The 26,104-nt window shown below is 61.2% G+C and carries 26 protein-coding genes; 17 read left to right on the top strand and 9 right to left on the bottom strand.

The window, feature by feature from the left end:
• Nucleotides 1-115 precede the first annotated feature (115 nt).
• From ACQY1L_RS19035 to ACQY1L_RS18990, 10 genes are all read left to right on the top strand, one after another.
• Nucleotides 116-1,171: a sensor histidine kinase gene (locus tag ACQY1L_RS19035; protein WP_113166070.1), complete on the top strand. Its 1,056-nt coding sequence runs from the start codon at nucleotides 116-118 to the stop codon at nucleotides 1,169-1,171.
• Between the two features lie 179 nt (nucleotides 1,172-1,350).
• Nucleotides 1,351-2,202, top strand: a complete 852-nt coding sequence (locus ACQY1L_RS19030; protein WP_062459536.1) for a transporter substrate-binding domain-containing protein — start codon at nucleotides 1,351-1,353, stop codon at nucleotides 2,200-2,202.
• Nucleotides 2,203-2,348: 146 nt separating this feature from the next.
• Nucleotides 2,349-3,092 (top strand): amino acid ABC transporter ATP-binding protein, encoded by a 744-nt coding sequence (locus ACQY1L_RS19025; RefSeq protein ID WP_430245580.1) that lies wholly within the window; start codon nucleotides 2,349-2,351, stop codon nucleotides 3,090-3,092.
• 5 nt (nucleotides 3,093-3,097) lie between these two features.
• On the top strand, nucleotides 3,098-3,772 hold the full coding sequence (locus ACQY1L_RS19020; protein WP_430245577.1) for an amino acid ABC transporter permease: 675 nt from the start codon (nucleotides 3,098-3,100) through the stop codon (nucleotides 3,770-3,772).
• Nucleotides 3,773-3,781: 9 nt separating this feature from the next.
• Entirely contained in the window at nucleotides 3,782-4,447 is a 666-nt protein-coding gene (locus tag ACQY1L_RS19015) for an amino acid ABC transporter permease (RefSeq protein ID WP_430245575.1), read from the top strand.
• A 22-nt stretch (nucleotides 4,448-4,469) separates the two neighbouring features.
• A complete protein-coding gene (locus tag ACQY1L_RS19010; protein ID WP_430245573.1) occupies nucleotides 4,470-5,396 on the top strand; it encodes an N-carbamoyl-D-amino-acid hydrolase in 927 nt (308 codons plus the stop codon).
• Between the two features lie 12 nt (nucleotides 5,397-5,408).
• Entirely contained in the window at nucleotides 5,409-6,869 is a 1,461-nt protein-coding gene (hydA, locus tag ACQY1L_RS19005) for a dihydropyrimidinase (RefSeq protein WP_430245571.1), read from the top strand.
• A complete protein-coding gene (locus tag ACQY1L_RS19000) occupies nucleotides 6,866-7,525 on the top strand; it encodes an aspartate/glutamate racemase family protein (RefSeq protein ID WP_430245569.1) in 660 nt (219 codons plus the stop codon). Before hydA ends, ACQY1L_RS19000 begins: the two co-directional genes overlap by 4 nt.
• 5 nt (nucleotides 7,526-7,530) lie before the next feature.
• Nucleotides 7,531-8,445, top strand: a complete 915-nt coding sequence (locus ACQY1L_RS18995) for a LysR family transcriptional regulator (RefSeq protein WP_430245567.1) — start codon at nucleotides 7,531-7,533, stop codon at nucleotides 8,443-8,445.
• A gap of 27 nt (nucleotides 8,446-8,472) precedes the next feature.
• Nucleotides 8,473-9,327 (top strand): D-amino-acid transaminase, encoded by an 855-nt coding sequence (locus tag ACQY1L_RS18990; RefSeq protein ID WP_430245566.1) that lies wholly within the window; start codon nucleotides 8,473-8,475, stop codon nucleotides 9,325-9,327.
• Nucleotides 9,328-9,374: 47 nt separating this feature from the next.
• Here the strand turns inward: ACQY1L_RS18990 and ACQY1L_RS18985 are convergent, their stop codons facing one another.
• From ACQY1L_RS18985 to ACQY1L_RS18975, 3 genes are all read right to left on the bottom strand, one after another.
• Nucleotides 9,375-10,322: an isoaspartyl peptidase/L-asparaginase family protein gene (locus tag ACQY1L_RS18985; protein WP_430245564.1), complete on the bottom strand. Its 948-nt coding sequence runs from the start codon at nucleotides 10,320-10,322 to the stop codon at nucleotides 9,375-9,377.
• 77 nt (nucleotides 10,323-10,399) lie between these two features.
• A complete protein-coding gene (locus ACQY1L_RS18980; RefSeq protein WP_430245562.1) occupies nucleotides 10,400-11,992 on the bottom strand; it encodes an ABC transporter substrate-binding protein in 1,593 nt (530 codons plus the stop codon).
• Complete coding sequence (locus ACQY1L_RS18975) at nucleotides 11,989-12,552, bottom strand: MarR family winged helix-turn-helix transcriptional regulator (protein ID WP_244508848.1); 564 nt, start codon at nucleotides 12,550-12,552, stop codon at nucleotides 11,989-11,991. The genes ACQY1L_RS18980 and ACQY1L_RS18975 overlap by 4 nt, the downstream gene beginning before the upstream one ends.
• Before the next feature lie 207 nt (nucleotides 12,553-12,759).
• Between ACQY1L_RS18975 and ACQY1L_RS18970 the strand changes: the two genes are divergently transcribed.
• The 7 genes from ACQY1L_RS18970 to ACQY1L_RS18940 all read left to right on the top strand — a co-directional run bounded on the left by ACQY1L_RS18970 (nucleotide 12,760) and on the right by ACQY1L_RS18940 (nucleotide 19,957).
• Entirely contained in the window at nucleotides 12,760-13,461 is a 702-nt protein-coding gene (locus tag ACQY1L_RS18970; protein ID WP_092663160.1) for a creatininase family protein, read from the top strand.
• Nucleotides 13,462-13,521: 60 nt separating this feature from the next.
• A complete protein-coding gene (locus ACQY1L_RS18965) occupies nucleotides 13,522-14,493 on the top strand; it encodes an ABC transporter permease (RefSeq protein WP_430245559.1) in 972 nt (323 codons plus the stop codon).
• Nucleotides 14,493-15,368: an ABC transporter permease gene (locus ACQY1L_RS18960; RefSeq protein WP_062459221.1), complete on the top strand. Its 876-nt coding sequence runs from the start codon at nucleotides 14,493-14,495 to the stop codon at nucleotides 15,366-15,368. Before ACQY1L_RS18965 ends, ACQY1L_RS18960 begins: the two co-directional genes overlap by 1 nt.
• Nucleotides 15,365-17,089, top strand: a complete 1,725-nt coding sequence (locus ACQY1L_RS18955; RefSeq protein ID WP_430245557.1) for a dipeptide ABC transporter ATP-binding protein — start codon at nucleotides 15,365-15,367, stop codon at nucleotides 17,087-17,089. The genes ACQY1L_RS18960 and ACQY1L_RS18955 overlap by 4 nt, the downstream gene beginning before the upstream one ends.
• 19 nt (nucleotides 17,090-17,108) lie before the next feature.
• Nucleotides 17,109-17,993, top strand: coding sequence for a polysaccharide deacetylase family protein (locus tag ACQY1L_RS18950; protein WP_430245555.1), 885 nt, complete (start codon nucleotides 17,109-17,111; stop codon nucleotides 17,991-17,993).
• Nucleotides 17,986-18,741: an SDR family NAD(P)-dependent oxidoreductase gene (locus ACQY1L_RS18945; protein WP_430245553.1), complete on the top strand. Its 756-nt coding sequence runs from the start codon at nucleotides 17,986-17,988 to the stop codon at nucleotides 18,739-18,741. Before ACQY1L_RS18950 ends, ACQY1L_RS18945 begins: the two co-directional genes overlap by 8 nt.
• Before the next feature lie 286 nt (nucleotides 18,742-19,027).
• A complete protein-coding gene (locus ACQY1L_RS18940; RefSeq protein WP_062578122.1) occupies nucleotides 19,028-19,957 on the top strand; it encodes a LysR family transcriptional regulator in 930 nt (309 codons plus the stop codon).
• Nucleotides 19,958-19,963: 6 nt separating this feature from the next.
• Here the strand turns inward: ACQY1L_RS18940 and ACQY1L_RS18935 are convergent, their stop codons facing one another.
• From ACQY1L_RS18935 to ACQY1L_RS18910, 6 genes are all read right to left on the bottom strand, one after another.
• Nucleotides 19,964-21,322 (bottom strand): MmgE/PrpD family protein, encoded by a 1,359-nt coding sequence (locus ACQY1L_RS18935; RefSeq protein ID WP_430245551.1) that lies wholly within the window; start codon nucleotides 21,320-21,322, stop codon nucleotides 19,964-19,966.
• 96 nt (nucleotides 21,323-21,418) lie between these two features.
• Nucleotides 21,419-22,429, bottom strand: coding sequence for a serine hydrolase domain-containing protein (locus ACQY1L_RS18930; protein ID WP_430245550.1), 1,011 nt, complete (start codon nucleotides 22,427-22,429; stop codon nucleotides 21,419-21,421).
• Nucleotides 22,426-23,211, bottom strand: a complete 786-nt coding sequence (locus tag ACQY1L_RS18925; RefSeq protein WP_430245548.1) for an ABC transporter ATP-binding protein — start codon at nucleotides 23,209-23,211, stop codon at nucleotides 22,426-22,428. Before ACQY1L_RS18925 ends, ACQY1L_RS18930 begins: the two co-directional genes overlap by 4 nt.
• Nucleotides 23,208-24,074 carry an ABC transporter ATP-binding protein gene (locus ACQY1L_RS18920; RefSeq protein WP_062578130.1) on the bottom strand — a complete coding sequence of 289 codons (867 nt, stop codon included), beginning with the start codon at nucleotides 24,072-24,074 and terminating at the stop codon, nucleotides 23,208-23,210. Before ACQY1L_RS18920 ends, ACQY1L_RS18925 begins: the two co-directional genes overlap by 4 nt.
• Nucleotides 24,067-25,011, bottom strand: a complete 945-nt coding sequence (nikC, locus tag ACQY1L_RS18915; RefSeq protein ID WP_430245546.1) for a nickel transporter permease — start codon at nucleotides 25,009-25,011, stop codon at nucleotides 24,067-24,069. The genes ACQY1L_RS18920 and nikC overlap by 8 nt, the downstream gene beginning before the upstream one ends.
• Before the next feature lie 7 nt (nucleotides 25,012-25,018).
• Nucleotides 25,019-26,086 (bottom strand): ABC transporter permease, encoded by a 1,068-nt coding sequence (locus ACQY1L_RS18910; RefSeq protein ID WP_430246078.1) that lies wholly within the window; start codon nucleotides 26,084-26,086, stop codon nucleotides 25,019-25,021.
• Between the last annotated feature and the right edge of the window lie 18 nt (nucleotides 26,087-26,104).

Raw genomic sequence — 26,104 nt, 5'->3', positions numbered from 1 at the left:
GGTGTTGCCAAACTTGTCCCTTATCCCGTCGGACATTACGTACCTTTCTAGTTGCTGATTGACGGAACACCCCGAACAAGCCAAGAACAAGCAACGCCGCGGGAACCCACTTGGAATGAAGCCCTTACGTATGCAATTGTTCGAGATGAGCGACCACGTCCGCGCTTCCCCGGGAAAGCGCTGGGGAGTGGCGGTTGCAGCGTTCGGGCTTGCGCTCTACGCGCGGTTTCTATGCGACCATCTCCTGCCGCCGGGCTTCCCGTATCTGACCTTCTTCCCCGCGGTAATCCTGACGACGTTTCTGGCGGGCGTCTGGCCCGGGGCCGTTTGCGCCGTGGCCTGTGGCGTGGCTGCCTGGTACTGGTTTATACCGCCGTTTGCGATGTTCGAGATCAACGGGTCGGTCCTCGTGGCTTTGACCTTCTACGCGTGCGTGGTCATCGTGGACATTCTGCTGATCCAGGTCATGCACAAGGCGGTTGATGATCTTCAGGAAGAACGTCTGCGCAGCGAAGATCTGGTGCGCGAACAGCAGCGCCTTCTTGCCGAGCAAAAGGAACGGGAGCGCCAACAGCGTGTGTTGCAGCGCGAATTGTCCCACCGAATGAAGAACACGCTGGCGATGGTTCAAGCCGTCGTATCCCAGAGCCTGCGCAATGCGACAGACGTGAAGCTTGCCGGTGAAATGGCGTCGGCCCGCATCGACGCACTTGCCCGGGCACAGGATACGCTGACGGCAACGAACTGGTCCGCAGCAGATGTCGAGACGATTGTACGGACATCCGTCGAACCGCACCAGGACAGCGCCGACCGCTTCGATATCTTCGGGCCTCCGATGGTGCTCGAAGCACAACCTTCCATGGGTTTGGCACTGGCAATCCATGAACTTGCGACAAATGCCACCAAATATGGCGCGCTCAGTACGGCCGACGGCAAGGTCGAGATCCGCTGGACGGCGCCCGGCGAAAACGGCTTTGCCTTCACATGGATCGAAAGCAAGGGGCCGGCCGTGAGCGAACCGACGCGGCGCGGCTTTGGCTCCCGCCTGATGGAGCGCGTTGTGCCGACCTATTTCAACGGCGTAGCCAACGTGGACTACCGCACGGATGGTTTGCACTACCGCATCGAAGGCGAACTTCTTCCGAAAGAGCCTCAGCCTCTTCAGAGCTGACGCAATATGCGCCATTGGCCGGTTGCGACAACGACGACGATCGACCCAATCACTATTCGACAATCATATAATTCTAGTTCGATTATAATAATCAATTATATTGCAGCGCAGCAGGTTCGGTGGAACACTGGCGTCAACAAGGGCCGCAAAGGCCTGGAGCCGCCAGTAGGAGAACATCGATGAAACCATCTATCAGGGCCGGCTTTGTCGGCTTAGCTACTCTGCTTGCCTGCACGCCAGCCTACTCCCTCGGAGACACGATCAAGACCGCGATCGACGCGACCTTCGCGCCGCACGCCATGCCCACCCTCGATGGCAAGATCGAGGGTTTCAACGTCGATATGGCAAACCTGATCGGTGAACGGTTGGGCAAGAAAGTCGATCTGACCGGAGCGCAGTTCTCCGGCCTCATCCCAGCACTTCAGGCCGGCACCTATGACTTCCTGGTAGCGCCCGTCACCGTGAACAAGGAGCGTGCCGCGAACCTTCTCTTTACCGAAGGCTTCATGGACACCAATTTCGGCTTCGTCGTGCCGGCCAATGCGCCTGAATACAAGACGCTGGAAGACTTCAAGGGCAAGACGATCGCCGTCAACAAGGGGTCTGCCTATGACAGCTTCCTGCGGGAGAAGGAAAAGGAATTCGGCTGGAAGGTCGAAAGCTACGGCACCAATACCGACGCCGTGGCAGCCGTCATTGCGGGACGCGCCGATGCCAACCTTGCCGGCAATACTGCCGCTGCATGGGCGGTCAAGAAGAACCCGCGCCTGAAACTCTCCTTCGAATACGAAACCGGCCTCGTCTGGGCCCTTTCCTTTCGCAAGGGAGACGAGCAGAACCGCGATCTCGTCGATCGTGCGATGGAATGCCTGAAGCTCGACGGCTCGATGGCGAAGCTTTCGGTCAAATGGTTCGGCGTCACGCCAGAAGCTGGCACGACGATCGTCACCCCGACCAAGGGTTTCGGGACGCCAGGCTTCGATGGTTACAAGGATGATGACCACAAAGCCTCCTGCGATAACCTGAAGTAACGATCTGCAGCACGGGCAGGCGCGTCAGTCGCCTGCCCTCCCCCTTGATCAGACAGGATGCGGCAGCCGGCCGCCAATCGTCTCTCCCATCGGAGATAGCGGTTGGCCGGCAATCTGCCCGCATCGTGCCTGCCGGAGGTCCCACAATGGCCAATCGCCCAATGCTCGAAGTCGTCGCGCTGGAAAAGCGCTTCGGGTCCACCACCGTCCTCAAGAAGATCGACCTGAGGGTCGCCGAGGGCGAACTCGTGTTCGTCATCGGTCCATCCGGTTCCGGTAAAAGCACGATGCTGCGCTGTTGTAACCGTCTAGAGGAGCCAACATCGGGCGATATCATCGTCAATGGCCGCAACATCATGGCCGGTACCCGCCGCGATCTCGACCGTATGCGGCTGCAGATCGGCATGGTGTTCCAGGGTTTTCACCTCTACCCGCATATGAGTGTCCTCAAGAATGTCACGCTCGCCCAGCGCAAGGCGCTGAAGCGCGCCAAGGAAGAGGCCGATGCGCGGGCGATGGACATGCTCGAACAGGTTGGCCTGGCGCACAAGGCCGACGCCTATCCCGGTGAACTGTCCGGGGGCCAGCAGCAGCGCGTGGCGATCGCCCGCTCGCTGGCGCTCGACCCGAAAGTCATGCTGTTCGACGAGCCCACCTCAGCGCTTGATCCCGAACTGGTCGGTTCCGTCCTCAAGGTGATGAAGGACCTGAAATCCAAGGGCATGACGATGGTCGTCGTCAGCCACGAGATGGGCTTTGCCCGCGAGACCGCGGACCGGGTTGTCTTCATGGATGGCGGTGTCGTCGTCGAAGAAGGCACGCCGGACGAGCTATTCGGCAACCCGAAGGCCGATCGCACCCGCGCATTCCTTTCGCGCGTTTCCGGGTAACGGCGATGGACCGGTTCCTCGAAACCTTCTTCAACCCGGTGGTGATGGCGAAATATACGCCCGACATCATTGCCGGAATCTGGGTCACCCTGCAGATTGCCTCGGCGGTGATCGTGGCTGGCATCCTGGCCGGCCTCGCGCTCGCCTGCCTGCGCAGCTATGGCGTCAAGACGCTCAATTTCTTCATCATCTGCTATGCCGACATCTTTCGCGCACTGCCGCCTCTGGTCGTCATCCTGATCCTCTATTTCGGGTTCCCGTCGATCGGCATCCAGCTGTCCGGACCAATGGTTCTGTTCCTCGTTCTGGCGGCGACCCTTCCAGCTTTTGCCGAAGAGATATTCTGGGCGGGCTTTTCGTCCGTCGAGAAAGGCCAATGGGAGGCCGGCATCGCAACCGGGCTCGGTTTTACCCGCACGCTTGCCTATGTCGCGCTGCCCCAGGCCGTCCGTCTCGCCATTCCGCCGCTCGTCAACCGCGTGCTCGCCATCACCAAGATGACCGCGCTCGGCTCAGCCATCGGCGTGTCGGAAATCCTGTCGAGCGCCACGACGGCGCAGAGTTTTTCCGGCAGTGCCACGCCGCTCACCATGTCGGTCGCCGCCTATCTGGTGATTTTCCTGCCGATGGTGGTCTTCGCCCGCTGGCTGGAAAGCCGGACCGCCTGGAAGAAGCGATAGGAGGCTGACATGGATATTTTCATCGACCAGTTCTTCAATCTCGACATCATGCGCCAGTCGTTGCCGTTGATGATGTCCGGCCTCTGGATGACGCTCAAGCTGTGCAGCGCCGTCATTCTGCTGGGCCTGATCGGCGGCCTGTTCGTAGCACTCGGCAATATGAGCGAGCGCCGCTGGCTGTGCTGGATCTCGACCGCCTATACCGATCTTTTCCGCGCCCTGCCGCCGCTGGTGCTGCTCATCTTCATCTATGCCGGCCTGCCCTTCGCCGGGATCAACATCTCGCCGTTCTACGCCGTCGTCATCGCATTCCTGCTCAACAACTCCTCCTATTATGCGGAGGTCTATCGCGCGGGTCTGATCTCGGTTGCCAAGGGACAGTGGGAAGCTGCCCAGTCGACTGGCCTCAGCCCGGTGCAGACGCTTGCCCATGTCGTCCTGCCGCAGGCCATCCGCAACGTGCTGCCGGACCTGCTCTCCAACACCGTGGAAGTCGTCAAGCTCACCTCGCTTGCCTCCGTCATCTCGCTGTCCGAGCTTCTCTACAATGCCGGCATGGCGCGCTCTGTCACCTACAATGCCTCGCCGCTGGTGCTGGCGGCTCTCATCTATCTCGTGCTGCTGTGGCCGCTGGTGCGCCTCGTCAGTCATTTCCAGCGGCGCCTGGCCGCCTGATCGCTTTCGAAAGGAAACTCCGATGACCATAATGAAGATCGCAGGTGCCCAGCTCGGCGCCATCCAGAAAGCCGACAGCCGCGAAAGCGTCGTCATCCGCATGATTGCGCTTCTTGACGAAGCCGCATCCAAGGGCGCCGACATGGTCGTCTACCCGGAGCTGGCGCTCACGACCTTCTTCCCCCGCTGGTATATGGAGGACCAGGCCGAGGTCGATTTCTGGTTCGAGACGGAAATGCCGAACGCCGCCACGCAGCCGCTTTTCGACCGCGCCAGAGAACTCAACATCGCCATCACCTTCGGCTACGGCGAGAAGACGCCGGACGGACACTATTACAACACCTCCGTCGTCACTGACCGGCAGGCCAATATCGTCGGCAAGTATCGCAAGGTGCATCTTCCCGGTCATTCCGAATACGATACCGAACGTGCCTTCCAGCATCTCGAAAAGCGTTATTTTGAACCCGGCGACCTCGGCTTCAACGTCTGGCGAAACGAAGGCGTCATCATGGGCATGGCGATCTGCAACGACCGCCGCTGGCCGGAAACCTTCCGTTGCCTCGGCCTGCAGGGCGTCGAACTGGTGACGATCGGCTACAACACGCCGTCCGTGAACAGCCAGATGAGCGCCGAAGGTTTGGAGAAGCGGCTTTTCCATTCCGACCTTTCCATGCAGTCTGGAGCCTACCAGAATTCGACCTATGTCGTCGGGGTCGCCAAGGCGGGCAACGAGGACGGCCACCCGCTGATGGGCGGCTCGATCATCGTCGATCCTGACGGTTTCGTTCTTGCCCGCGCCGTGACCGAGGAGGACGAACTCATCATCGCCGAATGCGACTTCTCCAAATGCGACTTCGGCAAGAAGACGATCTTTGATTTCGAGCGCCATCGTCGTATCGAGCATTACGGCCGTCTGACGAGCCAGACCGGCGTGATCATCGAAGTGTAAGGAAAGACCGACATGACAGCGTTTGATACGGTCATCCATGGCGGTCGCATCGTCACCGCATCCGACATATTCGATGGCGATATCGGCATCACCGACGGTCGAATTGCGGCGATCGGCGAGAAGATCGCTGGAGGTAGCCGCCGGATCGATGCCGGCGGAAAGCTGGTCGTTCCCGGCGGCATAGAGGCGCATGCCCATATCGCCCAGGAAAGCTCCGCGGGCGTGATGACCGCGGACGACTACTATTCCGGTTCGGTCTCTGCCGCCTTCGGTGGCAATTCGTCGTTCATCCCGTTCGCGGCTCAGCATCGCGGCCAGTCCATTGCCGATGTCATTTCCACCTATGACAGCCGTGCCGCGCCGCACTCGGTGCTCGACTATTCCTACCACCTGATCATTTCCGACCCTTCGGCTGATGTCCTTGCAGAGCTGCCGGGCGTGTTTGCGCGGGGCATCACGTCGTTCAAGGTTTTCATGACCTACGACCTGATGAATATTGGCGACGGTGGCATGCTCGATATCCTGACGATTGCCAAAACCCACGGCGCGCTCACCATGGTCCATGCCGAAAACAACGACATGGTGAAGTGGATGAACAAGCGGCTCGCGGCGGCCGGGCTGACCGCGCCAAAATACCACGCGATCAGCCGTCCGGAGCTTGCGGAGGAAGAAGCGATCAACCGGGCCGTCTCGCTGGCAAAGCTGGTCGATGCAGCACTCTTCATCGTCCACGTCTCAACGGCTGGCGGCGCTGCCATCGTCCAGCGCGAAAAGCTCGCCGGCACGAAACTGTTTGCCGAAACATGCCCGCAATATCTGGCGCTGACCCGTGATGATCTCGACCGGCCCGGCATGGAAGGGGCGAAATTCATCTGCTCTCCACCGCTCCGCGACGCGGCAACGCAGGAAGCGCTCTGGCGACATGTGCAGTCAGGCACGTTCGAAAGCGTCTCCTCCGACCACGCGCCCTACCGTTTCGATGCCAGCGGAAAATTTGCGAATGGTGCCGATGCGCACTACCCGAAGATCTCCAACGGCATGCCCGGCATCGCCATGCGCCTGCCCTATCTGTTTTCGGAGGGCGTCGCTAAAGGCCGCATCACGCTGCAGCAGTTCGTTGCACTCTCAAGCACCAATGCGGCCAAGACATTCGGCATGGCTAAAAAGGGATCGATCGCACCCGGCTACGAAGCCGATATCTGCATCTGGGACCCGGAAGCCCGCCGCAAGGCAACGCTTGCCGGTCAGCACGACAACATGGACTACACACCGTTTGAGGGCATGGAGATCGAAGGCTGGCCAGTCCTCACCATGAACCGCGGTGATGTCATCGTCGAGAACGGCGAGTTGAAGGCGGACCGTGGTCGTGGCCGTTTCATTGCCCGCAGCCCTGTCGACCTGACGGGCAAGCCCGGCTACCGCGCCAAGGAATTCGATCCGGCGCAGAACTTCGGCGTGGAGATCGCCCCATGAGAAAAGTCGGCCCGATCCTCGTCATCAACCCGAACAGTTCGGAAAGCGTCACCGAAGGCCTGCGCGTGGCGCTCTCCCCGATGCAGTTTCCGGGTGGTCCCGTCATCGAATGCGTCACGATCGATGAGGGTCCGCCCGGCGTCGTCAGCCAGCGCCATGTGGATGAAGCGTCACTGCGCACCGCCGACCTGATAGAAACCCGACCGGATGCATCAGCCTATGTGCTCGCCTGCTATTCGCAGCCCGGGCTGGACCTTGCCCGGTCGATCACCAAAAAGCCGGTCTACGGCATCCAGGATGCGGGCGTGCTGAGCGCGCTGGCGCTTGCGGATCTCTTCGGCGTCATCGCAGTCGCCGAAGGTTCGATCCCCCGTCACATGCGCAACCTTCGCCGCCTCGGCGTCGATGGCAGGCTTGCCGGCGAGGTCGCGCTTGAAGGCGCGATCAGCGTCGCCGACAGCGGCCACGGGGAGGAAAGCTACGCGGCGCTCGTGAAAGCCGGTTCGAAATTGCGCCAGATGGGCGCCGGTGCGATCGTGCTTGGCTGTGCCGGCATGTCCGGCCACCGCCGCAGACTGGAAGAGGAGCTCGGCGTGCGCGTGATCGATCCGACCCAGGCCGCCGTCGCGATGGCGCTTGGCGCAGTCCTCACCTGAACGCCATGACCGAAACCGAGCAGAAACCGGATATCTCGCTGCGCCTCCTTGAAATCTTCGGGGCCATGATGCGCTGCGAAACGACCGTGGAGGCAGCCGAGCAGCTGGGCATTTCCCAGCCCGCCGTTTCGAACGGCATCCGCCAGCTGGAAAACCAGCTCGGGATAACGCTGTTCGAGCGCCTGCACCGGCGGCTTGAGCCGACCGAGGAAGCCACGCTTCTGTTCGAAGAGGTGCGTCCCGTCTTCAGCATGTTGCGCAGCTTTTCCGCCCGCGCCCGCTCCATCAGGCACGGCAAATCGGGACGGCTGCGCGTCATGTCGACGCCGCCGCTTGGCAATACGGTCGCACCGGTGGCGCTCGCACGGTTCCTGAAGGACCGTCCGGATGTGTCTGTCGCCTACGATGTTCGCCGGCTCGAACACGTCATCGAAGCTGTGCAAAGCGGCGCCGCCGACGTCGGTCTTGCGATCGCGCTGGAACGGCATCCGTCTGTGAACGTAGAGATCCTGTCGCGCACCCATATGGTCGCGCTCGTGCCGAAGGACCACCCGGTCGCTAGTCGGCAGGAGGTGACGGTCAGTGATTTGTCCGAACACGGTTTTATCGGCCTCGAAGCGGAATCGCGCATGGGCCAGATGCTGCGCGATGCCTTCGATCGCGAGGGCATCGATTACGAGCCGCGGGTCGAGGTGCGCTATTGCGCAACGGCTGCGGTTCTGGCCGGAGCTGGCGTCGGGGCAGCGGTTGTCGATCCCTATAGTGCAGCCCACCAGTCATTGCAGGGGTTGGTGCAACTGCCCTTCCAGCCACCCCGCGAAGTCGCGGCCGTCCTGATTACCCGCAAGGGCATACCGCGCTCGCGCCTGCTGCACGGTTTCATCGCCGAACTCAAGCGAGCCGCCGGCGATGTGTTTTGAATTCCCGACATACTGAAGGAGATTGTCTTGTCCCGTATCGTTTATTTGAATGGCGAATGGCTGCCCGAAGCCGATGCAAAGGTCTCCGTCTTTGACCGCGGCTTTCTATTCGCAGACGCCATCTACGAAGTGACCGGCGTCATTGACGGCAAGCTTCTCGAATACGAGGGCCATGCCTCCCGCCTGAAGCGCTCGATCGGGGAACTGGGTCTGGACCTGCCGATTTCGGCCAGCGAACTTCTGGAGGTTCATCGCGAGATCATCCGCCGCAATGCACTCAAGGAAGGCCTGATCTACCTCCAGCTGTCGCGCGGCCCCGCCGATCGCGACTTCGCCTTCCCGAAGGATCCTTTGCCGACGCTGGTTCTCTTTACCCAGGCAAAATCTGTGATCGAAAACCCCAAGCTAGCGACCGGCCTGTCCGTCGCTCTGCTGCCCGACTGGCGCTGGGAGCGCCGCGATATCAAGACGGTGCAGTTGCTCTATCCATCGATGGCCAAAGTGCAGGCGATGGACAAAGGCGCCGATGACGCCTGGCTTGTAGAGGACGGCTTCGTCACGGAGGCAAGCTCGGCGACCGCCCATATCATCGACAAGAGTGGCAGGCTGATCACCCGCCCGCTGTCGAACGCAATCCTGCACGGCATCACGCGCGCAAGCGTGCTTGATCTCGCGGAGAAAGCCGGCATTCCCTATGACGAGCGCGCCTTCACGCCCGATGAAGCGATGAATGCCGCGGAAGCCTTCATCACCTCGGCCACCAACTTCGTAATGCCCGTCACGCGTATCGACGGCGCACCTGTGGGCGACGGCAAGCCGGGGGCTCTGACGCTCAAGCTGCGCGAACTCTACATCGCCGACAAGATCGCCAGCGCGATCTGAGCGCCGCGAGGCCGCCGTACAGCGGCCTCAGCAACCTCTTCGTCGCGTCAGGAGATCCTGAACACCACGTCGTGGGTAGCGACGAAGAATTCGCCGTCAGGCGTGACCCAGCCGCGAAACATGCCGTCGGTGTTGTAAGGTGTGGCGATCGTTCCGTCGGCTCCGACGGCCACAAGTCCGGCACCGATAGCGTGCGGCTTCAAGTCTTCCATGATCACCTTCGACGCCGCCTGCTCCACCGTCTCGTCGAGATAGCCGATGCGGCTTGCGACTTCATGGCCGACGGCATAGCGGATGAAGAACTCGCCCTTGCCGGTGCCCGACACAGCGCAGAGACCGTCGCGGGCATAGGTGCCGGCGCCGACGATCGGGGTATCGCCGATACGACCGACAGGCTTGTTGTTGTAGCCGCCGGTGGAGGTTGCGGCCGCTAGATGTCCGGCACTATCAAGCGCGACGGCACCCACCGTGCCGTGCTTTTCGGATTCGCTCGCCGCTGCAGCCGTGCCGGCCGCCGCATGCGCCTTCATCGCAGCCAGCGCTTTCACGCGTTTCTCGGTGGTGAAATAATTGGGTTCAACGACGTCCAGCCCCTCGACCTTCGCGAACTCGTCGGCCGCGTGGCCGCCCATCAGCACGGCTTCGCCCTTTTCCATTACCCGCCGCGCCGCCTTGACGGGATTGCGGATGCGCCGCACCAGCGTCACGGCGCCTGCTTCGAGCGTCGCGCCGTCCATGATCGAGGCGTCGAGTTCGTGCTCGCCGGCGGCATTGAGGGCTGCGCCATAGCCGGCATTGAAATGCGGGCTGTCTTCCAGCACCACGACCGACGCCTGCACGGCATCAAGCGCCGAGCCGCCGGTGTTCAGCACCGCCCATCCGGCTTTTAACGCATGACCGAGATCGACGCGCGCCGCTTCCCATTCCGCTTCGCTGAGGCCGAGCTTTGCCATCACGCCGCAGCCGCCATGGATCGCCAGTGCAATCTTGCCCATGATCTTCTCCTTCCCATGAATAAAAAAGCCGGGCAGCAGAACTGCCCGGCCAAGTTTACCTCCGGTTGGCGTGGAGGCTATTTCGCAGGCCTGATGTTCATGGCCAGTGTGTCTTCGTCCGAACGCGGCACGATGGTGATGGTCTTCTTCATGCCCCAAGCGGATACGATCGAAGCGATCGACAGATTGGGGCGATCGGCAGCGACGAGCGCGTTGGCGTCCTTCAGGTACTGTTCGCGCTTGCCTGCATCCATCTCGACACCGGCCGCCTCGATCAGCTTGTCCATCTCAGGGTTGGAGTAACCGCGGATGTTGAAGGCGCCGAGCTTCTTGGTCGGATCGTTGGTATGGACCAGCGATGACAGCGTGTAGTTCGCCTCACCCGTCAGCGTGCCCCAGCCGGACATGGTCAGCGAATAATCGCCGCGCGTGTTGGCCGGGAAATAGACGGCGCCCGGCTGTGCATTGGCTTCCACCTGGATGCCGATCGCGGTCAGCATCTGGGCGATCGTCGTGCCGGTGTCCTTGTCTCCCGGAAGGCGGTCGTTGGTGAAGGAAAACGTCACCTTGAAACCATCGGGATAACCGGCGTCGGCAAGCAGCTTCTTTGCCTTGTCGACATCGTAGGGCGTAGGCTTGATGTCGGGATTGTAGCCGAAGATATTCGGGGTCACCAACTGCGTCTGGACGGCACCCATGCCCTCCATGGCGATTTCGGTGATGGTTTCGCGATCGATCGCAAGATCGAAGGCTTCACGCACACGGGGATCGATGAAGGGGTTCTTCGGCAGCGGCGAACCGTTCTTGGCGCTCACCTGCGGCGACTTTTCGCGGAAGTCGAAAGCCATGTTGAACAGGTAGACGCTGTCCTGGCGAACGATCGTCAGCTTTGAATCCGTTTCCAGCGTCGGCACGTCGGATGCGGGAATACGGGCGATCAGATCGACCTGGCCGGCCTTCAGCTGTGCAACGCGGGCGGCGTCGTTGGGAAGCTCCTTGCGGATCACCTTGTCCCACGGCTCCTTGCCGCCCCAGTAACCGTCGAAGCTCTGAAGAACCAGCTGCTCCTTCGGCGTCCAGGACACGAACTTGTAAGGACCGGTCCCGATCGCGGCCTTGCCGGAATTGAAACCTTCCGAGGCCTTTTCCGCGCTGTCGGAATAATCCTTGGCAGCGATGTGCGACACCACGAACAGACGGATGAAATCGTTGGGCAGGGTTGGCGCCGGTCCGTCGGTCTTGACGCGGATCGTCAGCGGATCGACGATTTCTACGCCCTTGACGCGGCGGACGTAGATGGTTGTCGGGTTCGGGCCGGCGACTTTCGGAATACGCTCGATCGAGAACTTGACGTCCTCGGCGGTGAAGTCCGAACCGTCATGGAATTTGACGTTCGGGCGCAGCTTGAATTCCCAGGTCGTGTCGTCGATCGCGGTCCAGCTGGTGGCAAGGCCCGGCTCGAGTTCCAGATTGTTGCCCGACTTGATCAGCGAGTCGTAGATGTGCTTCATCGCCTCGGCGTGAGTGCCGGCGGCGGTAAAATCGGGATCGATCGACAGCGGACCGGCGCGCACGCCGATGGTGAGGTCGGCAGCAAGGGCAGCGCCCGAAACGCCGCCGAGCAAGCCGGTGGCGAGCACGATGGTGCGGAATGTCTTGGAAGCCGTCATTCTTCGTTCTCCTCTATTGTTGTCATTGGTGGCCAGTTGGGTGAATCGACGACGACCTTGGCGAGCAGTTCCGACAACATCAGCTGTTCGGCCGGCGTCAGCGACGAGATCATGGCCATCTCGCGCTCCACCATCGGCTGCATGGCCTGATCGACGATGCGTCTGCCCTCCTCGGTGATGTAGAGGACAAAACTTCTCAGGTCCGCCTGGTCGATTTCGCGACGGACGATGTTCTTGTCGATCAGCTTCTGGATCGCCCGGCTGATCGTGTTCTTCGGAAAGCCCGAGGAATTGCAGATCGCGCTCGCCGTCAGTCCGTCGGACAGGCCGAGCGAATAGATGACGACGAATTCCGGCCGCGCCAGGCCGTGTTCCTTTTCGATCAGTCGGTAGATCGGCTCGTTGAACTGCAGCGCCAGAAAGTTGAACCGGAACGACAACCAGCACGGGTTCCGCCAGAGTTTCACGGACACCAGATCCTCGACGCCATGCGTGCCGGCGGCGGCTTTTCCGCCCTCTCGCAGCAGAGTCTCCAGTGTCGGTCCACGCGTCTGTCGCACTCTTCGGTCGCTTTCGAGCTTCGTGAGGTTTAGTCCCGTATGGAACTTGACGATCGTTTAAATGGCTGTCAATTTCTTTTTTTAGTCCCGTATGGAACTTTGCTTCATGCGACACAAAGCATCGGAAAGCACAAATATTGTGCGTCCGTGCGAAAAACAGAACGTTCTTTGCGCAGTTGCACGAAGTTTGAGAACGAGGGTAGCGAATTGAAGATTGCCGACATGAACTGGATGCAGGTTGAGGAGCGCGTCGCAAAAGATGATCGCTGTATTTTACCGATCGGCAGCGTCGAGCAGCACGCCTATCTCAGTCTCGCGACCGATATGATCCTGGCTGAAAAGGTCTCGGTCGATGCTGCCGAGCCGCTCGGCATCCCGGTCTTTCCGGTCGTGCCTTATGGCCTTGCCTCCTCGTTCGCAACGTTTCCGGGAACGCTGACGCTATCGCTCGCCACCTATATTGGCGTCATCGAAGATCTGCTCGACAGCATCTACCGCTCCGGTTTCAGGCGTATCCTGATCGTCAACGGACATGGCGGCAACACGCCGGCAACGGTGGTGATTTCCGAATGGCTGAATGCCCACCCCGACGCATCGGTCAAATTCCACGACTGGTGGCGGGCGCCCCAGACGCTCGCCAAGGTGCAGCAGACCGACCCCGCCGCATCGCACGCGTCATGGATGGAGAATTTCCCCTGGACGCGCACCACCGACGCGCGTCAGCCGACGACTGCCAAGCCACAGATCGACTACGCAGCGCTTGCACGCGTCGGCGCTGCGCAGAAGCGTGAACTGCTCGGCGACGGCAATTATCACGGTCTCTACCAACGCCCCGATGAAGACATGGCTGCGATCTGGGAGGTCGCCGTTTCCGAAACCCGCGCGCTGCTGGAAGGCGACTGGCACTGACCGCCGCCTGACGCACGACGCATTTTCGAACCCCGCACGAGACGGGAGAACAGGGAACGAATGTTTGGTTTCATCCTGCAAAGGCTGTGGCAGGCGCTGATCGTGGTCCTTGCCATGTCGGCACTGGTATTCTGCGGCGTCTATGCTGTCGGCAACCCGATCGACGTGCTGATCTCGCCGGACGCGACGCAAGACATCCGCGCCGCCGTCATCGCTCAATACGGTCTCGACCAGCCGCTGTGGCAGCAGTATTTCACCTTTGTCGGGCGTATCCTGCACGGCGATTTCGGCCGCTCCTTTGTCTACAACATGCCGGTCAGCGAACTGATCTTGACCCGGCTGCCTGCAACGCTCGAACTGACGCTGGCCGCCGTGCTGTTTGCCAGCCTCGTCGGCATTCCGATCGGCATGTATGCCGGATACAAGCCGCACAACCCGATCTCGCGTGCCATCATGGCACTTTCCATCCTCGGCTTTTCCGTCCCCACCTTCTGGTTCGGCCTGATGCTGATCATGGTGTTTGCCGTGCAATGCGGCTGCATGCCGGCCGGCGGACGCGGCGAGACCGCCAGCCTGTTCGGCGTCGACTTCAGTTTCCTGACCGGTGATGGCCTTTCCCACATGATCTTGCCGGCGTTGAACCTCTCACTGTTCAAGTTCTCGCTGATGATCCGTCTTGCCCGCGCCGGCACTCGCGAACTGATGCTGAGCGACACGGTGAAATTCGCCCGCGCTGCCGGGCTTTCGGAGTTCACGCTGCTGAGCCGGCATGTGCTGCGGCTGATCTCCATTCCGCTGGTCACCGTGTTCGGCCTCGAACTCGGCTCGACGCTTGCGTTTGCCGTCGTCACCGAAACGATCTTTTCCTGGCCCGGCCTCGGCAAGCTGATCATCGACAGCATCACCTCGCTCGATCGTCCGGTCATGGTCGCCTACCTGATGTTTGTCGCCCTCCTGTTCATTGTCATCAATTTCGTGGTCGATCTCACCTATGCGCTGCTCGATCCACGCTTGAGAAAGGGGCGTGCCTGATGCGCGACACTCCACTCTCCCGTTTTCTCAATGAATTCCGCCGCAACAAGGTCGCCACCGGCGCTGCGGTGTTCGTGTTTGTCATCGTGTTCATCGCCCTGATTGCGCCGCTGGTGACGCCTCAGGATCCTTACGACCTCGCGCATCTGGTGCTGCGAGACGCACGGCGCCCGCCGGGCTATGTCGGGACCGGCGGCTACACCCACTGGCTTGGAACGGACTCGCAAGGCCGCGACCTTCTGTCCGCCATCATCTACGGACTGCGGATCTCGCTGCAGATGGGCATCATCGCCAGCGGCACCGCGTTCGTCATCGGTGCCGTGGTCGGCTGTGCCGCCGCTTATATCGGCGGTCGCTTCGAAAGCCTTGTCATGCGCATCGTCGACCTGCAGCTGTCGTTCCCGGCCATTCTGCTCGCCTTCGTCATCGCCGCCATTCTCGGCCAGGGTCGCTACCAGCTGATCCTCGCGCTGATCTTTGCCCAATACGCCTATTTTGCCCGGACCGCCCATGGTGCGGCGGCGGCCGAACGGCAGAAGGATTATGTCGAGGCGGCGCTGTCCATCCCGCTGTCACCCTGGCGTGTGGTGCTGCGGCATATCCTGCCCAACTCGCTGCCACCACTGATCGTGGTCGCCACCGTGCAGATCGCCAGCGCGATTTCGCTTGAAGCAACGCTGTCCTTCCTCGGCGTAGGCCTTCCGCCGACCGAGCCGTCGCTCGGCATGCTGATTGCCAACGGTTTCCAGTATCTGCTCTCTGGTCGTTACTGGATCTCGATCTATCCCGGCCTGGCGCTGATCATCTTCATCGTCTCACTCAACCTCGTCGGCGACCAGATCCGCGACCAGCTCAACCCGAGGCTCCGCCGATGACCGATCCAGTGACAACACCGGCGACGCCGCTTCTCGAAGTCACCAACCTCAAGACCTGGTTCCCGAGCGGACGCGGCGAGGTCAAGGCTGTCGATGGAGTCTCCTTCTCCATCGCGCCGGGAGAAGTGCTGGGGCTCGTCGGCGAATCCGGCTCGGGCAAATCGATCACCGGCTTTTCCATCATCGGCCTGATCGACGAACCAGGCCGCATCGTCGAGGGATCGATCAAACTCGAAGGCCGCGAACTGGTGGGCCTGCCATCCCATGAGCTGCGCGCCATCCGCGGCAAGACCATTTCGATGGTCTTCCAGGACCCTATGATGACACTCAACCCGGTGCTGAGCATCGGCACGCAGATCAAGCTCGCGCTGGAAGCCCAAGAGAACATCGGCAGCGCCGATGCCCGTGAGCGCGCGATCAAGGCGCTGCGCCAAGTTCGCATCAGCGATCCGGAACGCAAGGTGGATTTCTTCCCACATCAATTTTCCGGCGGCATGCGCCAGCGTGTGGCGATTGCAATAGCACTTCTGCACCGACCGAAACTGATCATCTGCGACGAACCGACGACGGCACTTGACGTGTCGATCCAGGCGGAAATCCTCGCCGAAATGAAGGAGCTTGTCTCCGAGCTCGGCACGGCGCTGATCTGGATCAGCCACGACCTGGCTATCGTTTCCTCGATCGCCGACCGCGTCGCGGTCATGAAATCCGGCAACATCGTCGAGATCGGCCCGGCACTCGGCGTGCTGACGAAACCGCAGCACGACTATACGCGCGCGCTGCTCGACGCCCTGCCCTCGCGCGCCAAACCCGGCGAACTTCTGTTGCGCGGCAGCGGTATCGCAGACGCGGCACCACCGCCGCGCAAATCGGCAACCGCCAACCTGCCGCCCCTCGGAAGTCCCTATCTGGTCATCGACGATGTCGTGAAACGCTTCGAAAAGCCGGCCGGGTTGTTCAGGAACCTCGCGATCAAGTCCGGTCTGTCACAGCCGCTCAATGTCGTCCACGCCGTCGCCGGTGTCTCGCTGACGGTCAAGCGTGGCGAAGTTCTGGGCCTCGTCGGCGAATCCGGATCCGGTAAATCGACGCTCGGTCGTATGGCAGCCGGCATCACCGTGCCGACATCGGGCACGATCCGCTTGAACGGCCAGCCCGTCATGAGCACCGGCCGCGCGCCAAAAAAGATCACGACCCGCATCCAGACGATCTTCCAGGATCCGTTTGCCTCGCTCAACGGCCGCATGCGCATCGGCGACATCATCGCCGAGGGGCCGCTTGCCCACCGGCTGGTAAGCCGTGCCGAAGCGGCGCTTTATGTCGGGCAATGGCTGGCGGCCGTCGGTCTCGATCCGAGCTTTTCCAACCGCTTTCCGCACCAGTTTTCCGGCGGCCAGCGACAACGCATCGCCATTGCCCGAGCGCTCGCCATGCAGCCGGACGTGATCGTCTGCGACGAGCCGGTCGCCTCGCTGGACGTGTCGATCCAGGCGCAGATCATCAACCTTCTGATCCGCCTTCGCGCCGAACTCGACCTGTCGCTGGTCTTCATCAGCCACGACCTGTCGGTGGTGCGCCACCTCTGCGACCGCGTTGCCATCATGTACCAGGGCCGCATCGTCGAGGAGGGCGACGCCGGCGCAATCTATGCCGATCCGCAGCATGCCTACACGCAGCGACTGCTGGCGGCCGTACCGGTGCTGCCGCAGGCAGCCGAATGACTTAAACGGAGGACGGGATATGGAACCCTGGGAATGGGACGAAGCGACCTGGCGCGGCAAGGTCGACAAGGTGCGGGCCGGCCGTTCGCTGAAGCCGAAGACCTGGAAGAATGGCGCCCGCTGCGCCGTCGCACTCTCTTTCGATAGTGACCATGAGACCAACGAATTGCGTGACGGCGGCGAATCCATCGGTCGCCTGTCATGGGGCCAATATGGCAATCGCCGCGGTGTACCGCGCATCTTGGAAACGCTGAAGGCTGCCGACGTGCCCGCCACATTCTTCGTGCCGGCCGTTGCAGCCCTCCTTCATCCGGACGAGCAGAAACGAGTCATCGCCGAGGGCCACGAGATCGGCCTGCATGGCTGGATCCACGAGGTGAACACCAAGGTCCCGCCGGAGAAGGAACGCGAACTGCATTTGCGCGCCGCCGACACGCTGGAAAAGATCACCGGCATACGTGCCGTCGGCATGCGCACGCCGTCCTGGGATTTTTCCGCCGTGACGCTGGAGATCGAACGCGAACTGGGTCTACTCTACGATTCATCCTTGATGGCCGACGACGATCCCTATGAGCTGGTCGAGAATGGCGTACCTACCGGCATGGTCGAGCTGCCAGTCGAGTGGATCCGCGATGATGCCGTCTATTTCAACATGAACCGGTTTAGCGCCCACCGCCCCTACACGCCGCCGCCGGCCGTTCTCGACATCTTCAAGCGTGAATTCGACCGTGCCTACCAGGAAGGCGGCCTGTTTCTCCTGACCATGCATCCGCATGTCTCCGGTTACCGCTCGCGCATCTTCATCCTCGAAGAGCTGATCCGGCACATCAAGCAGCACGACGACGTATGGTTCGGCACCCATGCCGACATTGCCCGCTTTGCCAAGGAGAATGCCGATGGCTGACACGACACGCAAAGTGGCTCTCGTCACCGGTGGCGGACGCGGCATCGGTCGCGCCTGCGCGCTGGATCTGGCAAAGCACGGTTTCGATATCGTGCTAGTCGACCTGATCGAGGACGATCTGGCTCGCACCGCCGGCGAAATTGCCGATCTCGGCCGCCAGGCACTGACCTTCGTCGCCGACGTGCGCGACCACCGACGCGCCGCTGAGATCGTCGCCGAAGTCGATGCGCACTGGGGCCGTATCGACGTGCTGTTCAACAATGCTGGAAAGCCGATGCCAAAGGGCATCGAGGAGATCACCGAAGACGAGTTCGACACCACGATCGATATCAATCTCAAGGGTGCCTTCAACTATATCCAGCCGACCGTACCCCTTATGCGCCGCAACGGCGGCGGCCGGATCATCAATATGTCGTCGATGAACGCCCATACCGGTGGCGTGACCAGCGCTGTCAGCAAATTCGCCTATACATCAGCCAAGGCCGGTATTCTCGGCATGACCCGGGCGCTCGCCAAGGAACTCGCCCCCGAAATCGTCGTCAACGCCATCTGCCCGGGTGTGATCAAGACGGAACGCTCGAACGCCATGATCGACGCCCGAGAAGCCCAACTCGCCGCCGGCATTGCTATGAAGCGCGTCGGCACGCCACAGGATGTGGCAAGCGTGGTCACCTTCCTCGCGACATCGGAGCCGAACTTCCTCACCGGACAAGACATCCAGATCGACGGGATGCAGTGGGTACGGTGAGGTAGACACCGCGTAGCGGCGGCTCGACTGGCCAGTAGGGTGGTGATTGTTTCTGGTCGCAGGATCGACCATCATCCGCCCTGCAAAAAGCTGGGCAGAGGCCCTTAAAGTTCCGCTATCGCATCGAACATCGAATGACGGCGTCTACCTTCAATCAACTGTCAACCTGTCAGCACTTGATCGACACAGCAGATAGCGGAGGTGGCCTTGATCGCCGAATGTAACCGCTTGCCGGTCGCGAGGCGCCGTGTAATGGTTTGTTTCGAAAGCAATACAGAGGTTTTCTATGGAAGTCAGATGGTTAGAGGACTTCCTGTCTCTCGGCCATTTCTTGAACTTTACGGCCGCAGCCAAGGACAGGAATATCACACAGTCAGCCCTCAGCCGCCGCATCATGCAGCTTGAGCAATGGGCGGGACTGACGCTGGTCGATCGCTCGACCTATCCGGTGCGGCTTACACCGGCCGGCGAAAGCTTTCTGCCGCGGGCTCGCAAGGCAGTCGATACAATTTCCTCGCTGCGCGAGGATACGCTGCGAACTCACAGCGCTCCTGAAGAAGTAATTTCCTTCGCAACGATGAGTACTCTGGTCCTAACATTCTTCCCGCTCTGGATGGAGAAGGTCGAGGCACTGGGGGAGCCGTTCCGGACGCGGTTTTCGGAAGCCTATTCCTCATTTTCCGGAAATGTCTCCAAGCTGCTCCGCAACGAATGCGATTTCCTTCTGACCTATGCGCATGAAAGCGTGCCGGCGATCCGCGATCTCGCGGAGCACCCCTATCTGACGCTGGGCTCGGAACGCGTGATTGCCATTTCCGCCCCGGACGAGGCAGGGCAGCCGATCCACCCACTCACGATCGGCGGGGCGCCGGTGAATTATCTCAGCTACCGGGATAGTTCCTTCTTCGCGCAGGCACTGCCACAAGCGATCTTTGAAAGAGCACCTTTCCAGCTCAACACCGTTTACGAGAACGCCATGTCTGCTGCCCTGAAAGCAATGGCCGTCGCGGGCCACGGGGTTGCGTGGATACCCGAAAGCCTTGCCGTCAACGAGCTCAAGAACAAGCAACTCGTGAGAGCTGCCGACTCCGCCTATGACATGATCGTGGAGATTAGGCTCTACCGCTCCTTCCGGCTGAGATGCAAAAGCGTCGGCCGGTTCTGGAGCCGTGCGGAAGAGGTCGGCATGCTCGCCGACCGGGTTGCCCTGCCGTAAACTGCCTCAAGCAGCAGCGGCACGGCCATCGAAAAGCACATCCAGGAAATGCAGGTCGGGTTGGTCGTCCAACTGGTTCAGCTTGGTCTGGATGAGCTCGACATCCTCCATATCATCGAGGCAATTGCTGATCTTTGCGCGACGCGCATCATCCTGGAAAGGATTGGCGAGGCCGCCGCGGGCCGCTGCGCGTTGCGTTTCCAGAATCCTTCCATCAGAAAGCGTTATTGTCAGCCTGTGCGGCAGATTGGATTTGGCGGCAGCCTCTTCCTCAGCGCTGTAATGTGTCATGGAGATCTTCGTTAGCAGCGGATCGCTTGCAAAACTCTCGATCGCGGCAGGCGTGAAATCCGACAGGACAAGCGTCTTCCTGCGAAGCGCGAGGGTTAGGCAATACTGCATGGAAAACCGCGCCTGCATCTCGTCCCTCGGCTCCGGATAGGCAAGGTTTCGATAGTTTGCGATTCCGACATGGCATTCGGCCGAGACGATCGCGTCGATATCGAATTGCTCCATCTGCATCAGGTCGAGGGCTGCATCGACGATCATGTGGGTGGAACCGCAGCATGGGTGCATTTTCGGCATCACGCCTATCGTTTGGATCGTGTGCGCCCGAGTCTGGGCGATATGATCGATGTCGTAGCCGACGGGACCGATACCACCGAACATTTCGAGGAAGCCCTGCTCGCCTTCAAGAATATCGAGGCGGCCGCGTAGTCCCTGCGCCGCGAGCAACGCCGCCTCCACGGCATTACGGGCCGCCATGCCCGCGTGGAACGGTTTGACCGGCGTGCCGAACTGGCCCTTTGTGCCAGACGCCATGCTGGCGCCAAGCGACAGGGACCGGGCGATGCCGCCGGCATCGAGCCCCAGCAGCGTCGCGACGCCGGCAGCCGTGCCGATACTGCCGACTGTCGAGGTCCCGTGCCATCCGGCGGTGTAGTGGGAACCTGCGACACCGCTCCCCACGAATGCCTGCGCCTGTAGTGCAACGAGATAGGCATCCACCAGCATGCGGCCACTCGCGCTCGCGCGATTAGCAACCGCCAGCAGTGCCGGCAAGATGACTGCCGACGCGTGGCTCATGCCCGGGCGGAAGTTGTCGTCGTAATCGAGTGCGTGTGCCGCTGTCCCATTGACCAAAGCCGCGACGGATGGCGACTGCCGCCCACCGGTGACGAGCGCTGCCTCTCCGTCTGCTTGCCGGCCGAACGCGCTGGCAACGGCACGCGTGCTCATGTCGTTGCGACCAGCGTAAAGGCAGGCAACGGTATCGGCGATCGCTTCTCGCGCCAGACGGCGGGCCGTATCGCTGCTGGTCGGTGGTGCCCAGCACCAGTTCGCTATGGTTTCGATGACGGTCATGTTCGAAGGCCCGTTGCTGAAAATGAAAAAGCAGTCCTTGCCGCGCCGAGGAGCGCGTTTCAGGACGAGGTATCTTGGGGCGGTGTGGGGAGGATATCAGGACGTATCGTTCATGGCCGCGAGGAGCAAACGCAACAATTTCCCCATGCCGAAACGCGTGACCTCACGCCCTTGGATTTCGGTGTCGACGCGATGGACGACCACCATGTCGAGTGCCGGGATGACGATGCAATAATGCCCGCCGGCACCCATTGCCGCATAACTCCCTCTCGGCGTCACAACGCTCGGCAGGAAGACGCCTTCCCGCTCCAGCCACCACATATAGCCATAACCACCATGCGTGCCGGCATGCGAATAGGGCATAACGCATTGCTGTGCCCAACCGGAGGGCAGAACCGAGGTACCGCTCCAGAGGCCCCGCTGCAGAAACAGCTGCCCGAAGCGTGCGAGATCTCTGCTCGACATGCGAAACGGATAGGCCCGGTGCTCGCTGATATCGAAGCTCTCGTGCCAGCCATCCGGCTCATCGCCTGCATGGGTGAAATCCTGCATGCCGATCGGTCCAGCGATCCGTCGCGCGAATGCCTGATGCACGGTTTCGCCCGTCAACGTCTCGAAGATCGTGCCGAGGGCGTTGAAATCCCAATTGTTGTAGCACCAGAACGTGCCCGGCGCGTGCGAGTGGCGAGGTTCCTTGATGCGCCGCATCCAGGGCGTCTCGTATCCGGCAGGGTGATAGATGCCGGAGCGTGCCGTCAGGAGGTCATAGACCGTTGCCTGCCTTTCTATGTCGCTCAGCCCTTCGCGATCGTTGATGCCGAGATGTTCGAGCGTCGCAGAAAGATCGATCCGCCCCTCCTCGACCTCAAAGCCGATCAGGGCTGCGAGAAAGCTCTTGCGCATCGAATGGCAGAGGAATTTTCGATCCGGTTCACCGAGCGACAGCACCACCTTACCCTGCCTGACAACGAGAAGCATGTCGGTCGCCTGGGTCGCCGCAAAGGCACGCAGCGCGTCGAGACCGTTGCCGTCAACTCCAGCCTCGGTCTCGCTCCCGTGCCATTCCCAGTCTCTTCCGGGATTGGCAACGGATGGGGCAGCGCTCATGCCGCCACCTCCGGAGAGCGGGCAACGGCCTCGACACTCGCCTGAAGGAACTCCCGCGTATAGTCTTCCTTCGCTTCGGACTGCCGGATCTGCTGCGACGTCAGCTCCTCGAGGATACGCCCCTTGTACATCATGCCGGCGCGCTCGCAGATATGAGCGATGACGGCGAGGTCGTGGCTGACCATCAGATAGGTAAGGTTTCGCTCCGTCCGCAGACGCTTCAGGAGATTGAGGATTTCCGCCTGCACCGATACGTCGAGCGCGGAAGTCGGTTCATCGAGCAGCAGGATGTCCGGTTCGACGATCAGCGCCCGCGCGATCGCCACACGCTGGCGCTGGCCACCCGAAAGTTCGTGTGGATAGCGATACCGGAAGGACGCACCAAGCCCAACGGCATCGAGCGTCTCAGCGATGCGTTCGGACTGGCGATCGAAGCCATGGATGCGCAACGGTTCCGACAAAACCTTCTCTACGATCTTGCGCGGATGCAGCGAGCCATAGGGATCCTGAAAAACCATCTGGGCGCGGCGGAAGAAATCCTTGCTGCGCTTTTTCGGCAGCTCGCGATCGGCAAGCGTCAAAGCGCCGTGGTAATCGCTGTTGAGGCCCGACAATGCCCTCAGAATGGTCGACTTGCCGCAGCCGGACTCACCGATCAGGCCATAGGCGTCGCCTTTTGCGATCCGGAACGACACGTCGTCGACAACGCGGCTGCGCGCATGGTGCGGGCCGAAGCTGATGGAGAGACCGATCGCCTCGATAAGGGGTCTTGCTGCGATCATGCCAAAACTCCGTTGCGATAAACAGGACCGTCGAGCCAGTCGGGATCTCGCACCGGCACCGTCAGTTCGTCGGCTTCTACATCGAGCCGCGGCAGGCTCTTGAGCAGGGCCTGCGTGTAGGGATGCTGCGCCTTGTGCAGGTCCTTCGCCGGCAGGTCTTCCATGATGCGACCGGCATACATGACGAGGACGCGATCGCAGAAATCTGCCACGAGATTGAGGTCGTGGCTGATGAACATCAGCCCGGTACCGCGGCGTGTCACCAGTTCATCGAGAATGGTAAGCACCTGACGGCGCACCGTGACGTCGAGGGCGGAGGTCGGTTCGTCGGCGATGATCAGGTCCGGCTCGGGGATCAGCATCATGGCAATCATGACGCGCTGGCCCATGCCGCCGGACACTTCATGCGGATAGAGCTTGAAGACGCGTTCCGGATCCCGGATCTGCACGGATTCGAGCATGGCAAGCGCCTTGGCCTTCGCTTCCGCTCTCGGGGAATTGTGATGAAGGCGATAGGCTTCGACGATCTGCTGGCCGATGCGCATCAACGGGTTCAGCGAATATTTCGGGTCCTGCAGGATCATCGAAATGCGGTTGCCACGGATCTTTCGCATGTCCCTTTCGCTGGCTGCAAGCAGATCGGTATCCTTGAAGCGCATATGACTGGCGGTGATCTTAGCAACCTTGGGCGTCAGCTTCAGAAGGGCGCGACCGGTCTGCGACTTGCCGGATCCGGACTCGCCGACGATGCCGACCTTTTCACGGCCGATGGTGAAGGACAGCCCGCGCACCGCATCGAAGCTGCGTTGCGGGGTCTCGAAGCGGATCGTCAGATCCTTGACGTCGATCAGCGGCTTATCCATTGCGGGGATCCAATACGTCGCGCAGGCCATCGCCCAACAGGTTGAAGGCAAGGCTGGTGATGAGGATGGCGGTGCCGGGAATGGCGGCGATCCACCAGCTGGTCATCACGAATTCGCGGCCGGATGACAGCATCGTGCCCCATTCCGGGCTCGGTGGCTGGGCGCCGAGACCGAGAAAGCCGAGGCCCGCGGCCGTCAGGATGATCGCGGCCATGTTGAGGGTGACGCGCACCACAACCGAAGGAATGCACATCGGCATGATATGGCTGAAGATGATGCGGAGACTGGACGCGCCCTGAAGGCGTACGGCGGCGATATAATCCGAGTGCCGAACGGTTAGCGTTTCGGCGCGGGCAAGGCGGGCAATCGGCGGCCATGAGGCAAGCGAGATGGCGATGATCGCATTCTCGATGCCTGGACCAAGCGCCGCGACGAAGGCAAGTGCGAGGATGAGGTTGGGGAAAGCGAGAAACACATCGACGATGCGCATCAGGACCGTATCCACCCATCCGCCGAGATAGCCCGCGGTGGTGCCGACGATAAGCCCGATTGGTGCGACGATGACAGTGGTCAAAAGCGCGATATAGAGGGTGATGCGGGCGCCGAACAAAAGCCGGCTGTAGACGTCGCGGCCGAGTTCGTCCGTTCCCAGCCAATGCTGCGCGGATGGAGCGAGCAAGCGTCCCGCGAGGTTCTGATCGTAAATGTCGTGCGTTGCGAGAAGCGGTGCAAACGTCGCTGCGATCAGCAGGAAGACGATAACGCACAATCCGAACAGGGCGGAACCGTTGGCGCGCAACCGCCGCCATTGCAGCCACAGTTGCTGCATGCGGGCATGCGAGGGCGAGGTCGGAACCGGTGCGCGCAGCCAGGCGCCAAGTCCCGTTCGGGCATTGGCGGGCAGCGCGGTCGAAGGGGTGATGGCTTTGTCAGTCATGGCGGCCTCAGCGGGTTCTGGGGTCGAAGACGCGATAGAGAAGATCGCAAATCAGGTTGAGCGTCACGAAGATGACACCGACGAGAAGCGAGCAACCAACCACGGCATTCATATCACCGACGAGAAGTGCGTTGGTGAGGTAGCGGCCGAAGCCTGGCCAGGCGAACACCGTTTCCGTCAGCACCGCACCCTCGAGCAGGAAGGCGTAGGAGAGCGCAACGACGGTCATGACCTGAACCGCGACATTGCGGAAGGCATGGATCCAGACGGTTCTCGCCCAGGAAAGGCCTTTGACACGCGCGGTGACGATATATTCTTGGCTGAGCTGCTCGATCATGAAGCTGCGCGTCATGCGGCTGATATAGGCAAGCGCGCCAAAGCCGAGGATCGAAGCCGGCAGGATGATGTGGCCGAAGACATTGCGAAACACTTCCCAATTGCCAACGAGTGCCGTGTCGATCAGGTAGAAGCCCGTTATCGGCTCGATATCGAATTCGTAGATGAAATCGATACGACCCGGCCCACCAATCCAGCCGAGCGTGGCGTAAAACAGCACCAATCCCATAAGGCCGAGCCAGAAGTTCGGTGCTGAGTAACCGATCAGACCGGTGAAGCGGATGACGTTGTCGAGCCAGGAATTGCGGTACATGGCAGACAGGACACCAGCCGGGATCCCGAGGCCTGTCCCGAGGATGATCGACAGCGTGGCAAGCTCGATCGTTGCCGGGAAGACGCGTGCGATATCGTCGATCACGGGCTTACCCGTGGTCAGCGCGTCGCCGAAATCGAGGACCACGATGCCCTTGAGATAGACCCCGAACTGATACCAGAGCGGTTTGTCCATGCCGAGCGCCGCCGACATCTTCTCATAAGCCTCCTGCGTGGCGTTATCGCCGAGGATGGAGGCAACCGGATCGATCGGCAGCATTCTGCCGATGAAAAATGTCAGAGCCGCGAGGCCGAAAAGGGTGACGAAGACCGGCAGCAGCGTCTTTCCCAGAATGCTGAGCACGACGAGAACCGGATTGGGCTTCGTACCGTTCCCCGCATCGCTGCGGGGAACCGAGTGGGTGATGTCCGCCATGGTGGCCCG

The sequence above is a fragment of the Neorhizobium sp. DAR64862/K0K3 genome (assembly GCF_050500185.1).
GTDB classification, from domain to species: domain Bacteria; phylum Pseudomonadota; class Alphaproteobacteria; order Rhizobiales; family Rhizobiaceae; genus Neorhizobium; species Neorhizobium soli.
The sequence above is the reverse complement of the archived record's forward strand: the minus strand, read 5'-3'. Positions and strand labels throughout refer to the sequence as shown.